Here is a 12,602-nt window from a genome sequence, read left to right as displayed (position 1 = left end):
ATCTGGGCGGTCATGCTCGACATGCAGGCAGAGGAATAAAAGGTGTGGGATACAGCGGCACGAAAACCCTGCGGCAAATAGCTGCACCAAGCTGGTGCAGGCCACGGATTACAGCCCCTGCGGTCTAGCCACGATATCACGCAGCCATGCCTCACTGGATGAATGCGCCAATGCCGATCTTGCATAGGGGATGCAGATAGTACATAGGAAGCTACCTAAGTCAGGTTACAATTCATCGGCCTCAAGCCCATTGCCAAGGTAACCCCGTGACTGCCGCCCTGCCCCCGACCGTGCTGCGCAACGTGCTCACCGCCCTGATGCTGGCCATCTTCCTCGGTGCGCTGGACCAAACCATCGTCGCCGTCTCGTTGCCGGCCATCTCGGCCCAGTTCAACGATGTCGGCCTGCTCGCCTGGGTGATCTCTGGCTACATGGTGGCGATGACCGTGGCAGTGCCGATCTACGGCAAGCTGGGCGACCTGTACGGCCGGCGGCGGATGATCCTGACCGGCATCTCGCTGTTCACCCTGGCGTCGATTGCCTGCGCCCTGGCCCAGGACATGCAGCAACTGGTGCTGGCGCGCGTGCTGCAAGGGGTTGGCGCGGGCGGCATGGTGTCGGTCAGCCAGGCGATCATCGGTGACTTCGTGCCGCCCCGCGAACGCGGGCGTTACCAGGGCTACTTCAGCAGTATGTACGCCGTGGCCAGCGTCGCCGGGCCGGTGCTCGGTGGCTGGCTGACCGAGTACCTGTCGTGGCGCTGGGTGTTCTGGATCAACCTGCCGCTGGGGCTGGTCGCGTTGTGGGCGATCCACCGGGCGCTCGGCGACATGCCGGTGAAGCGTCGCGAGGCCCAGGTGGACTACCTGGGCGCGGTGCTACTGATTCTTGGCCTGGGCAGCCTGCTGCTGGGCATTACCCTGGTCGGCCAAGGGCACGCCTGGACAGCGCCGCCGGTGCTGGCGCTGTTCGCCTGCGCGGTGCTTGGCCTGATGCTGTTCATTGCCCACGAGCGGCGCTGCCAGGAGCCCCTGCTGCCCCTCGGCCTGTTCGGCAACCGCGTCGCGGTGCTGTGCTGGGGCGTGATCTTTTTCGCCAGTTTCCAGTCGATTTCCCTGACCATGCTGATGCCCTTGCGCTACCAAGGCATCACCGGGGCGGGCGCCGACAGCGCGGCATTGCACCTGCTGCCACTGGCAATGGGCCTGCCGATGGGCGCCTTTACCGGGGGCCGCATGACCAGCCTCACTGGGCGCTACAAGCCGCAAATTCTCGCCGGTGCACTGTTGATGCCGGTGGCCATCTTCGCCATGGCGATCACACCGCCGCAGTCGGCCCTGCTCAGTGCCGTGTTCATGCTGCTGACCGGCATAGCCTGCGGGCTGCAGTTTCCGACTTCGCTGGTGGGCACGCAGAGCGCCGTGGACATCAAGGACATCGGCGTGGCTACCAGTACCACCAACCTGTTCCGCTCACTCGGGGGAGCCATGGGCGTGGCGTGCATGTCCAGCCTGCTGCTGGCGTTGCTGCACCAAGGTGGGTTCGAGTTGCTGGGCAATCCATTGCTGGGGAGCCTGAAGGCTGGCGAGGCAGACCCGCAGACCCAAGCGCGGTTGCTGGAGACGTTCAGGCATTTGCTGATGGGCAGTGGCGTGATCGCCCTGCTGGGGCTGGTGGTGGCGTTGGCGTTGCCGGACCGGCAATTGCGTGGGCGTTGAGCCTGCAGGGGCCGCTTGTCGCTGGATCTTCTGCGCCCTTGAGATCGAGCGCCGCCCGCGCGGCGCTTCGCAGCACAAGGCTGCTCCTACATCTGTTTCGGGCCAATCAATCCTGAAACAGAGGCGCGCGGCCTTTTGGCGTCCACCTCGATATCGTGCGGAACAAACAAGGCGGTCGCGCGCGCTGGCAGAGGCGATACTGGCCCGAAACAGATGTAGGAGCAGCCTTGTGCTGCGAAGCGCCGCGCGGGCGGCGCTCGATTTGCGCCCCCCCTCAAAATCCGAGACAAGCGCCTGGCAGCCACGCACTCCCACCATTACGTGAAGCACCTTAATGCCCCGTTAATACAATGAGGAAACACTCCCTCACAATCCTTAACAAAGAGTCATTTGCGCAGAGCCGGGCTCAAGCGCAGCATATCCAGCCCAGTGTCGACCCATTTTTCGACGTCACGCAGCAGATCGAAACTGTCTGGCAGCAGTAACCAGCGCCCGATCAGGCCATCGACATAGGCAAACATGGCCACCGCCGCGCGCTCGGCATCCAGCTCGGCAGGCAACTGGCCCCGGCGCACTGCATTGGCAAGCGCCAGGGTAATGCCCTTGTGGCAATCCAGCACCGTGCTCTGGCGCTGCTGGCGAATTTCACACATGTCATCGGTGAACTCGCACTTGTGATGCAGAATCTCATTGATACGCCGGGTTCGGGCATCGAGCACCAGCTCGTTGAACACCTGCAACAGCAGCTTGCGCATGCAACCAAGCGGGTCCAGCTCATCCTCGCTTTCGCTCGCACGCGCAAGGTGGTCATGGGTTTCGTGCAGGCTGTCGAGCAACGCCTGCACCAGTTCAGCTTTGTTATTGAAGTGCCAGTAGATCGCACCTCGGGTCACGCCCGCCAATTCGGCGATGTCAGCCAAGGTGGTTCGCGCAACCCCGCGCTTGTAGAAGGCCTTTTCCGCCGCCTCGATAATCTGGGCGCGGGTTTCCTGGGCTTCCTCTTTGGTTCTACGGACCATGGCAGTACAACCTCATCTGGGCCCGAGCGCGCGGCGCACACGGGGAAACCGCCGGGGTCGCCTCTGCAGGGCGTCTCCCGGATGGGCTAATCAAGGGCTGCGGCAGTAGCCAAGTACTACCCAGCGGTATTTACAAACAACCATGAATGTAAGTATATTCCTTAGCAAGCTATTTATCCACCCGATAGCATTTTTCTGACAAGACTCTTCCATTACTCTTGAGCGTCTCCTGCTCCAGCGCCCCGAGGATCCTCATGCAATTCAAGCCAGCCGTTACCGCTCTGGTTTCCGCCGTCGCCCTGGCAACACTGCTCAGTGGCTGCAAGAAAGAAGAAGCAGCGCCTGCCGCGCAGGCTCCTCAGGTCGGCGTCGTGACCCTCCAACCACAAGCCTTCACCCTGACCTCGGAATTGCCGGGGCGTACCACGTCCTATCGCGTCGCCGAAGTGCGCCCACAGGTCAATGGCATCATCCTCAAGCGCCTCTTCAAAGAAGGCAGCGACGTCAAGGAAGGCCAGCAGCTCTACCAGATCGACCCTGCCGTCTATGAAGCCAACCTGGCCAATGCCCAGGCCAACCTGCAGGCGACCCGCTCGCTGGCCGAGCGGTACAAGCAGCTGATCGATGAACAAGCCGTCTCCAAACAGGAATACGACGACGCCAATGCCAAACGATTGCAGGCCGAGGCAGCACTGAAGAGCGCCCAGATCGACCTGCGCTACACCAAGGTCCTGGCACCGATCAGCGGCCGCATCGGCCGTTCCACGTTCACCGAAGGTGCACTGGTGAGCAATGGCCAGACCAACGCCATGGCGACCATCCAGCAACTCGACCCGGTCTACGTCGACGTCACCCAGTCCACCGCCGAGCTGCTCAAGCTGCGCCGTGACCTGGAAAGCGGCCAGCTGCAAAAGGCCGGCGACAACGCCGCCTCGGTGCAACTGGTGCTCGAAGACGGCAGCCTGTTCAAGCAGCAGGGCCGCCTGGAGTTCTCCGAAGTCGCGGTCGACGAGACCACCGGCTCGGTGACCCTGCGCGCGATCTTCCCGAACCCCGACCACACCCTGCTGCCTGGCATGTTCGTGCATGCCCGCCTGCGCGCCGGGGTCAACGCCAACGCCATCCTGGCCCCACAACAGGGCGTGACCCGCGACCTCAAGGGCGCGCCGACCGCACTGGTGGTCAACCAGGAGAACAAGGTCGAACTGCGCCAGCTCAAGGCCAGCCGTACCCTGGGCAGCGACTGGCTGATCGAGGAAGGCTTGAACCCAGGCGACCGCCTGATCACCGAAGGCCTGCAATACGTGCGCCCAGGCGTCGAGGTCAAGGTCAGCGAAGCCACCAACGTCAACAAGCCGGCCAGCCCTGATCAGGCCAACGCGGCGAAAGCAGACGCCAAAGCGGAGTAAACCATGTCGAAGTTCTTTATCGATCGCCCGATCTTCGCCTGGGTGATCGCCTTGGTGATCATGCTGGTCGGGGCACTGTCGATCCTGAAGTTGCCGATCAACCAGTACCCGAGCATCGCGCCACCGGCCATCGCCATCGCCGTGACCTACCCGGGCGCCTCGGCGCAGACGGTGCAGGACACCGTGGTGCAGGTCATCGAACAGCAGCTCAACGGTATCGACAACCTGCGTTATGTGTCTTCGGAAAGTAACTCCGACGGCAGCATGACCATCACCGCTACCTTCGAGCAAGGCACCAACGCCGACACCGCGCAGGTTCAGGTTCAGAACAAGCTGAACCTGGCTACGCCGCTGTTGCCGCAAGAAGTGCAGCAACAAGGTATCCGCGTCACCAAGGCGGTTAAAAACTTCCTGCTGGTGATCGGCCTGGTGTCCGAAGACGGCAGCATGACCAAGGACGACTTGGCCAACTACATCGTCTCGAACATGCAGGACCCGGTCTCGCGGACGGCCGGTGTGGGTGACTTCCAGGTGTTCGGTGCGCAGTACGCCATGCGTATCTGGCTCGATCCGGCCAAGCTGAACAAGTTCCAGCTGACCCCAGTCGACGTCAAGACCGCAGTCGCCGCGCAGAACGTGCAGGTGTCCTCCGGCCAACTCGGCGGCCTGCCGGCCTTGCCGGGTACCCAGCTTAACGCCACCATCATCGGCAAGACCCGCCTGCAAACCGCCGAGCAGTTCGAGAAGATTCTGCTCAAGGTCAACAGCGACGGTTCCCAAGTACGCCTGGGCGATGTCGCCGAAGTAGGCCTGGGTGGCGAGAACTACGCCGTCAGCGCCCAGTTCAACGGCAAGCCGGCGTCGGGCCTGGCGGTCAAGCTGGCCACCGGTGCCAACGCCCTGGACACCGCCAAGGCCCTGCGCCAGACCATCAGCGACCTCGAGCCGTTCTTTCCGCCTGGCGTAAAGGCCGTGTTCCCGTATGACACCACGCCGGTGGTCACCGAATCGATCAGCGGGGTAATCCACACCCTGATCGAAGCCGTGGTCCTGGTGTTCCTGGTGATGTACCTGTTCCTGCAGAACTTCCGCGCCACCATCATCACCACCATGACCGTACCGGTGGTGTTGCTGGGTACCTTCGGCATCCTTGCCGCCGCGGGCTTCAGCATCAACACGCTGACCATGTTCGCCATGGTCCTGGCCATCGGCTTGCTGGTGGACGACGCCATCGTCGTGGTGGAAAACGTCGAGCGGGTGATGTCCGAAGAGGGGCTGCCACCCAAGGAGGCGACCAAGCGCTCCATGGAGCAGATCCAGGGTGCCCTGGTGGGTATCGCCCTGGTGCTTTCGGCGGTACTGCTGCCAATGGCCTTCTTCGGTGGCTCCACCGGTGTGATCTATCGGCAGTTCTCCATCACCATCGTCTCGGCCATGGGCCTGTCGGTGCTGGTGGCGCTGATCTTCACCCCGGCACTGTGCGCCACCATGCTCAAGCCGCTGAAAAAGGGCGAGCACCATGTGGCCAAAGGTGGGTTCTTCGGCTGGTTCAACCGTAACTTCGACCGCAGCGTAAACGGCTACGAGCGCAGCGTCGGTACCATCCTGCGCAACAAGGTGCCGTTCCTGCTGGCCTACGCGCTGATCGTGGTCGGCATGATCTGGCTGTTCGCCCGCATCCCGACGGCGTTCCTGCCTGAAGAAGACCAGGGCGTGCTGTTTGCCCAGGTGCAGACCCCGGCAGGCTCCAGTGCCGAACGCACCCAGGCGGTGGTCGACCAGATGCGTGAGTACCTGCTCAAGGACGAAGCCGATACCGTGTCGTCGGTGTTCACCGTGAACGGCTTCAACTTCGCCGGTCGCGGCCAGAGCTCCGGTATGGCATTCATCATGCTCAAACCGTGGGGCGAGCGCTCAGCGGAAAACAGCGTGTTCGCCCTGGCCCAGCGTGCCCAGCAGCACTTCTTTACCTTCCGCGATGCGATGGTGTTCGCCTTCGCCCCGCCGGCAGTGCTCGAGCTGGGTAACGCCACCGGCTTCGACGTGTTCCTTCAGGACCGCGGCGGTGTCGGCCATGCCAAACTCATGGAAGCCCGCAACCAGTTCCTCGCAAAAGCCGCGCAGAGCAAGGTACTCAGTGCCGTACGCCCGAACGGCCTGAACGATGAGCCGCAGTACCAGTTGACCATCGATGACGAACGTGCCAGCGCCTTGGGCGTGACCATTGCCGACATCAACAACACCCTGTCGATTGCCCTGGGTGCCAGCTACGTCAACGACTTCATCGACCGTGGCCGGGTCAAGAAGGTGTACATCCAAGGCGAACCGAACGCCCGGATGAGCCCGGAAGACCTGCAGAAGTGGTACGTGCGCAACGGCAAGGGCGAGATGGTGCCGTTCTCCTCCTTCGCCAAAGGTGAATGGACCTACGGTTCGCCGAAGCTGTCCCGCTACAACGGCGTCGAGGCGATGGAAATTCTCGGTGCGCCAGCGCCTGGCTACAGTACCGGTGAGGCCATGGCCGAAGTCGAGCGTATCGCCGGCGAACTGCCAAGCGGTATCGGCTTCTCCTGGACCGGCATGTCCTACGAGGAAAAACTCTCCGGCTCGCAGATGCCGGCACTGTTTGCCCTCTCGGTCCTGTTCGTGTTCCTGTGCCTGGCAGCGCTGTACGAAAGCTGGTCGATCCCGATCGCCGTCGTGCTGGTCGTACCGCTGGGGATCATCGGTGCACTGATCGCCACAAGCCTGCGCGGGTTGTCCAACGACGTGTACTTCCTGGTTGGCCTGTTGACCACCATCGGCCTGGCGGCGAAGAACGCGATCCTGATCGTCGAGTTCGCCAAAGAACTGCACGAGCAGGGCCGCAGCCTGTACGACGCCGCGATCGAGGCGTGCCGTATGCGTCTGCGCCCGATCATCATGACCTCGCTGGCGTTCATCCTTGGCGTGGTACCGTTGACCATCGCCAGCGGCGCGGGCGCCGGCAGCCAGCACGCCATCGGCACCGGCGTGATCGGCGGCATGATCAGCGCCACCGTGTTGGCAATCTTCTGGGTACCGCTATTCTTCGTCGCAGTGTCGTCGCTGTTCGGCAGCAAACAGCCGGAAAAAGACGTCACCCCTGAAACTCCACGTTATGAGGCTGGGCAATGACCAAGTCTTTGTTGTCCCTGGCGGTAACCGCTTTGATTCTTGGCGGCTGCTCGCTGATCCCTGACTACCAGACCCCGGAAGCGCCGGTGGCAGCGCAGTGGCCGCAAGGCCCTGCGTACTCGCCGACCGAAGCGGCAGACGTTGCCGCCGCCGAACAAGGCTGGCGCCAGTTCTTCCACGACCCAGCCCTGCAGCAGCTGATCCAGACCTCGCTGGTCAACAACCGCGACCTGCGTGTCGCGGCGTTGAACATCGACGCCTACCGTGCGCAGTACCGCATTCAGCGGGCCGACCTGTTCCCGGCGGTTTCGGCCACCGGCAGCGGCAGCCGCCAGCGGGTACCGGCAGACATGTCGCAAACTGGCCAAGCTGATATCACCAGCCAGTACTCGGCCACCCTTGGCGTCAGCGCCTATGAGCTGGACCTGTTCGGCCGGGTGCGCAGCCTGAGCGAGCAGGCCCTGGAAACCTACCTGTCCAGCGAGCAGGCGCGGCGCTCCACGCAGATCGCCCTGGTGGCCAGCGTGGCCAACGCCTACTACACCTGGCAGGCGGATCAGGCGCTGTTCAAGCTGACCGAAGAAACGCTGAAGACCTACCAGGAAAGCTACAACCTGACCCGTCGCAGCAATGAAGTCGGCGTGGCCTCTGCCCTCGACCTCAGCCAGGCACGCACCGCCGTGGAAGGCGCGCGGGTCAAGTACTCACAGTACCAGCGCCTGGTGGCACAGGACCTCAACAGCCTGACCGTGCTGCTGGGTACCGGCGTACCGGCCGACCTGCCTGCGCCTCTGGAGCTCAATGCCGACCAGTTGGCCGAAGTACCGGCCGGCCTGCCGTCGGACATCCTCCAGCGTCGCCCGGACATCCAGGAAGCCGAGCACCTGCTCAAGGCCGCCAACGCCAACATCGGCGCGGCCCGCGCAGCGTTCTTCCCGAGCATCAGCCTGACCGCCAATGCCGGTACCCTGAGCCCGGACATGGGCGGCCTGTTCAAGGGGGGGTCGGGCACCTGGCTGTTCCAGCCGCAGATCAACCTGCCGATCTTCAACGCCGGCAGCCTGAAGGCCAGCCTGGACTACTCGAAGATCCAGAAGGACATCAACGTCGCCAAGTACGAAAAGACCATCCAGACCGCCTTCCAGGAAGTCTCCGATGGCCTGGCGGCGCGCAAGACCTTCGAAGAGCAGTTGCAGGCACAACGTGACCTGGTGCAAGCCAACCAGGATTACTACCGCCTGGCGGAGCGTCGCTACCGTATCGGTATCGACAGCAACCTGACCTTCCTCGACGCCCAACGCAACCTGTTCAGCGCCCAGCAGGCACTGATCGGTGATCGCCTGTCGCAGCTGACCAGCGAGGTCAACCTGTACAAGGCGCTCGGCGGTGGCTGGTACGAGAAAACCGGTCAGGCCAATCAGCAAGCTTCGGTGGAAACACCGAAAGGCTGAATGATCCGCTAGCAGCATCAAGCCCACCTTCGCGGTGGGCTTTTTGTTTTCGGTTGTCGTCGCCGGCCTCTTCGCGGGCAAGCCCGCTCCCACAGGTACTTAACTGCCCTCAGGCTTGACACAGCCCTGTGGGAGCGAGCTTGCCCGCGAAGAGGCCGGCACATGAAAACAATTAACCAACTGGAACATTCCGTTCGATAATCGCCCCATACCGTCTGCGACGAATTGCCTCGCCCCTTCCCTACCCCGCACCATCCGCTCACGCAACGTTGCCCACGTTCATCAAAAGACCCGTGCTTGCAGGCCGCATCCTGCAATGCAACGGCTCGCCAATAAAAACAAGAGATCCACGACAGATGAGCATTTCGTACCCCGCACGCCAGCTGCTGCCAGGCCTGTTGGCCATGTCCTGCACCCTCCCCGTGTTCGCCGCCGACGGTGGTTTCATCGAGGACGGCAAGGCCACCCTCAACCTGCGCAACTTCTACATCAACCGCAATTTCGTCGACCCGGCTCACCCGCAGGCCAAGGCCGAAGAGTGGACCCAAAGCTTCATCCTCGACGCCCGCTCCGGCTTTACCCAAGGCACCGTCGGTTTCGGCATGGACGTACTGGGCCTGTACTCGGTCAAGCTCGATGGCGGTAAAGGCACCACCAACACGCACCTGCTGCCGGTGCACGACGATGGCCGCCCCGCCGATGATTTCGGCCGCCTGGGCGTGGCCTTGAAAGCCAAACTCTCGCAGACCGAGTTGAAGGTCGGCGAATGGATGCCGGTGCTGCCGATCCTGCGCTCCGACGATGGTCGCTCGCTGCCACAAACCTTCCGCGGCGGCCAGCTGACCTCCAAGGAGATCGACGGCCTGACCTTGTACGCCGGCCAGTTCCGTGCCAACAGCCCGCGCAACGACGCCAGCATGGAAGACATGTCGCTCAATGGCCGCGGTGCTTTCACATCCGACCGCTTCAACTTCGGCGGCGGTGAATACACCTTCAACGACAAGCGCACGACGATTGCCCTGTGGGATGCCCAGCTCAAGGACATCTACCGCCAGCAGTACCTCAACCTGGTCCACAGCCAGCCACTGGGCGACTGGACCCTGGGCGCCAACCTCGGTTACTTCACCGGCAAGGAAGACGGTGCCGAGCACGCCGGCGACCTGGACAACCGCACCGCCTCGGCGCTGCTCTCGGCTCGCTACCAGGGCCATACCTTCTACGTCGGCCTGCAGAAGGTCAGCGGCGATGACGCCTGGATGCGCGTCAACGGCACCAGCGGCGGCACCTTGGCCAACGACAGCTACAACTCAAGCTTCGACAACGCTAAGGAACGCTCCTGGCAGGTGCGCCATGACTTCAACTTCGCCACTGTCGGGGTACCGGGGCTGACCCTGATGAACCGCTATATCAAGGGTGACAACGTGACTGCAGGTGGCGTTGACGACGGCAAGGAGTGGGCGCGGGAAACGGAACTGGCTTATGTGGTGCAGTCGGGCAGTTTCAAGGACCTTTCGTTGAAGTGGCGCAACTCGACCATGCGCCGGGACTTCAGCACCAACGCGTTCGATGAGAACCGCTTGATCGTGAGCTACCCGTTGAACCTGCTGTAATTTCACAGGCCTCTTCGCGGGTAAACCCGCTCCCACAGGTCCGCGCCGGTTTGAAGAACCACGCGGTCCCTGTGGGAGCGGGTTTACCCGCGAAGAGGCCGGATGAGTTGATGCATAAATAACTTTATCGCATAACAACCTAAAAAAACCTTCGTTGACGACATAAGCTGTAACAGCTTAAATCGAGCCCTGATCCCCGCCCCAGAGCCGCGACATGGACCTCCGTCAACTGCGCTACTTCATCGCCCTCAACGAATACCGCAGTTTTGTCCGCGCCGCTGAAGCCATGGGTATCACCCAGCCTGCATTCAGCCGGGCCATCCAGGGCCTGGAGCAGACATTCGGCTGCGCCCTGGTAGACCGCGCCAGCAAGGCACTGCCACCCACCCCCGAAGGCTTGGTGGTGCTGCAGCACGCACGCCGCCTCGTGCAAGGTGCCGCGCAGTTGAGCAACGAAGTGCTACAGATGACCAAGCTCGACGCTGGCGAGTTGCACTTCGGCAGCGGTCCGGCCTTGGCTGTTCGCCTGGTCCCCGATGCCTTGCGCCACTTCATCGACAGCCACCCGGGTATTCGTACCTCGCTGCTGGTGGACAATGCCGAGCGCCTCGGCCAGGCACTGCGCCGTGAGCAGATCGAATTCTTCGTCGACGACATCCGCCCGTTCGAGGCCGATCCCAACTTCCATACCGAGCCGCTTTCGCCACGCCCCGGCCTGTTCTTCTGCCGCCCCGGCCACCCGCTGCTGGCCAAGGACAGCTTGTCGACCAACGACCTGTTCACCTACCCGCTGGCCAGCGCCCTGCTAGCGCCTGGTGTGCGCAAGCGCCTGGCCAACCTGAGCGGGCGCAGCGACTTCACCCCGCACCTGCAGACCGAGCACCTGGCGGTGCTGCGCAGTGTCGTGCAGGCCAGTAATGCAATCGGTACTGCCAGCGAAGAAGCCGTTGCCGAAGACCTGGCGGCCGGCCGCCTGGTGCGCCTGCACTGGCGCAACCTGCCGCCCGCACTGGAGGTGCTCAGCGTGCGCTGCGGCGTGGTCAGCCGCAGCGGCTACCGATTGTCGCCGGCGGCGCGGGCGATGATCGAGACGCTGGTGGGGCTGGATGCGCCCCTGCGGAGTGCTGCCATTCGCTGAAGTGATGATGCTGGTGGGCTGCAGGCTATCCTGAGCAATATAGGTTGCCCGCGAAGAGGCCGGCACAGGCAGTAAACCCGATCAGGCAAACCAGGGAGGCACAACAATGAAAAACCTTGAAGAGCACCTGAGCCAGTACGCCCATTACCACCGCGACCCGCGCAACATCGCCACCCATTTCGTCGGCATTCCACTGATCGTGCTGGCCGTGACCATCCTGCTGTCGCGCCCAGGCTGGGACATTGCAGGCATCTGGCTGTCACCTGCCCTGCTGGCGGCCGCCGCCTCGGTGTGGTTCTACCTGCGCCTGGACCTGCGCTTCGGGCTGGTCATGGGCCTGCTGCTGGGGCTGTGCCTGTGGCTTGGCCAGGTACTGGCAGTGCAAAGCACCGGGCTGTGGCTGGGGGCTGGGCTGGGGGCATTTGTGCTGGGCTGGATCATCCAGTTCGTCGGCCACTACTACGAGGGCCGCAAGCCGGCGTTCGTCGACGACATCAGCGGGCTGATCATCGGGCCGCTGTTCGTGGTGGCCGAAGCTGCATTCATGCTGGGGTTGTGCCCGGCGCTGAAGCGGGCCGTGGAAGCCAACGCCGGGCCGGTCGCCATCAGGCAGAAAAACGCGGCGGTGTGACAACAGTTGCCGCCACTGGCCCCATCGACGGCAAGCCGGCGATAGGGCCAGTGAAAACAGCGAAGGTCACGGCTGGCGCGACTCAACCCCCAGCTCATCCCACACCGACTCCGCCAGGTGGAAGGTGGCATTGGCTGCCGGAATACCGCAATAGATCGCGCTCTGCATCAGCACTTCCTTGATCTCGTCACGGGTCACGCCATTGTTGGCAGCGGCGCGCAGGTGCAGCTTGAGCTCGTCGTTGCGGTTCATGCCAATCAGCATGGCGATGGTGATCAGGCTGCGGGTATGGCGCGGCAGGCCGGGGCGGGTCCAGATATCACCCCAGGCATGGCGAGTGATCATTTCCTGGAACTCGCCATTGAAGTCGTTGAGCTTCTCCAGGCTGCGGTCCACGTGGGCATCGCCCAGCACCGCGCGGCGCACTTGCATGCCCGCGTCGTAGCGTTGTTTCTCATCCATGGCGTTGT

Annotated in this window: 9 protein-coding genes; 7 read left to right on the top strand and 2 right to left on the bottom strand. The window is 63.0% G+C overall.

Annotated features, from left to right (window positions below; translation table 11 throughout):
- Positions 1–266: 266 nt before the first annotated feature.
- Positions 267–1,718 (top strand): MDR family MFS transporter, encoded by a 1,452-nt coding sequence (locus AB7M33_RS14115; protein ID WP_238209422.1) that lies wholly within the window; start codon positions 267–269, stop codon positions 1,716–1,718.
- Positions 1,719–2,104: 386 nt separating this feature from the next.
- Here the strand turns inward: AB7M33_RS14115 and ttgR are convergent, their stop codons facing one another.
- The gene (ttgR, locus tag AB7M33_RS14110; RefSeq protein WP_027594099.1) at positions 2,105–2,737 is read right to left on the bottom strand and encodes an efflux transport transcriptional regulator TtgR; all 633 of its coding nucleotides are present in this window, start codon (positions 2,735–2,737) and stop codon (positions 2,105–2,107) included.
- A gap of 254 nt (positions 2,738–2,991) precedes the next feature.
- Between ttgR and ttgA the strand changes: the two genes are divergently transcribed.
- The 6 genes from ttgA to AB7M33_RS14080 all read left to right on the top strand — a co-directional run bounded on the left by ttgA (position 2,992) and on the right by AB7M33_RS14080 (position 12,132).
- Positions 2,992–4,146 carry a toluene efflux RND transporter periplasmic adaptor subunit TtgA gene (gene ttgA, locus AB7M33_RS14105; protein ID WP_027594098.1) on the top strand — a complete coding sequence of 385 codons (1,155 nt, stop codon included), beginning with the start codon at positions 2,992–2,994 and terminating at the stop codon, positions 4,144–4,146.
- A gap of 3 nt (positions 4,147–4,149) precedes the next feature.
- Positions 4,150–7,302: a multidrug efflux RND transporter permease subunit TtgB gene (gene ttgB / locus AB7M33_RS14100; protein WP_265968430.1), complete on the top strand. Its 3,153-nt coding sequence runs from the start codon at positions 4,150–4,152 to the stop codon at positions 7,300–7,302.
- Positions 7,299–8,753, top strand: coding sequence for an AdeC/AdeK/OprM family multidrug efflux complex outer membrane factor (locus AB7M33_RS14095; protein WP_454242998.1), 1,455 nt, complete (start codon positions 7,299–7,301; stop codon positions 8,751–8,753). The genes ttgB and AB7M33_RS14095 overlap by 4 nt, the downstream gene beginning before the upstream one ends.
- Before the next feature lie 356 nt (positions 8,754–9,109).
- Complete coding sequence (locus AB7M33_RS14090) at positions 9,110–10,363, top strand: OprD family porin (RefSeq protein WP_454242997.1); 1,254 nt, start codon at positions 9,110–9,112, stop codon at positions 10,361–10,363.
- Between the two features lie 214 nt (positions 10,364–10,577).
- A complete protein-coding gene (locus AB7M33_RS14085) occupies positions 10,578–11,501 on the top strand; it encodes a LysR family transcriptional regulator (protein ID WP_099455199.1) in 924 nt (307 codons plus the stop codon).
- Positions 11,502–11,607: 106 nt separating this feature from the next.
- A complete protein-coding gene (locus tag AB7M33_RS14080; RefSeq protein ID WP_454242996.1) occupies positions 11,608–12,132 on the top strand; it encodes an Mpo1 family 2-hydroxy fatty acid dioxygenase in 525 nt (174 codons plus the stop codon).
- Positions 12,133–12,198: 66 nt separating this feature from the next.
- On the opposite strand, the gene pcaC is transcribed toward AB7M33_RS14080, so the two are convergent.
- A complete protein-coding gene (gene pcaC, locus AB7M33_RS14075; RefSeq protein WP_008097270.1) occupies positions 12,199–12,594 on the bottom strand; it encodes a 4-carboxymuconolactone decarboxylase in 396 nt (131 codons plus the stop codon).
- Between the last annotated feature and the right edge of the window lie 8 nt (positions 12,595–12,602).

This window comes from Pseudomonas sp. Y3 TE3536, assembly GCF_053629175.1.
The sequence above is the reverse complement of the archived record's forward strand: the minus strand, read 5'-3'. Positions and strand labels throughout refer to the sequence as shown.

Coding starts and splice junctions, on each gene's coding strand:
- AB7M33_RS14095 (WP_454242998.1), top strand. CDS start 7,299: ATGACCAAGTCTTTGTTGTCCCTGGCGGTAACCGCTTTGATTCTTGGC.
- AB7M33_RS14080 (WP_454242996.1), top strand. CDS start 11,608: ATGAAAAACCTTGAAGAGCACCTGAGCCAGTACGCCCATTACCACCGC.
- AB7M33_RS14090 (WP_454242997.1), top strand. CDS start 9,110: ATGAGCATTTCGTACCCCGCACGCCAGCTGCTGCCAGGCCTGTTGGCC.
- ttgB (WP_265968430.1), top strand. CDS start 4,150: ATGTCGAAGTTCTTTATCGATCGCCCGATCTTCGCCTGGGTGATCGCC.
- ttgR (WP_027594099.1), bottom strand. CDS start 2,737: ATGGTCCGTAGAACCAAAGAGGAAGCCCAGGAAACCCGCGCCCAGATT.
- pcaC (WP_008097270.1), bottom strand. CDS start 12,594: ATGGATGAGAAACAACGCTACGACGCGGGCATGCAAGTGCGCCGCGCG.
- AB7M33_RS14085 (WP_099455199.1), top strand. CDS start 10,578: ATGGACCTCCGTCAACTGCGCTACTTCATCGCCCTCAACGAATACCGC.
- ttgA (WP_027594098.1), top strand. CDS start 2,992: ATGCAATTCAAGCCAGCCGTTACCGCTCTGGTTTCCGCCGTCGCCCTG.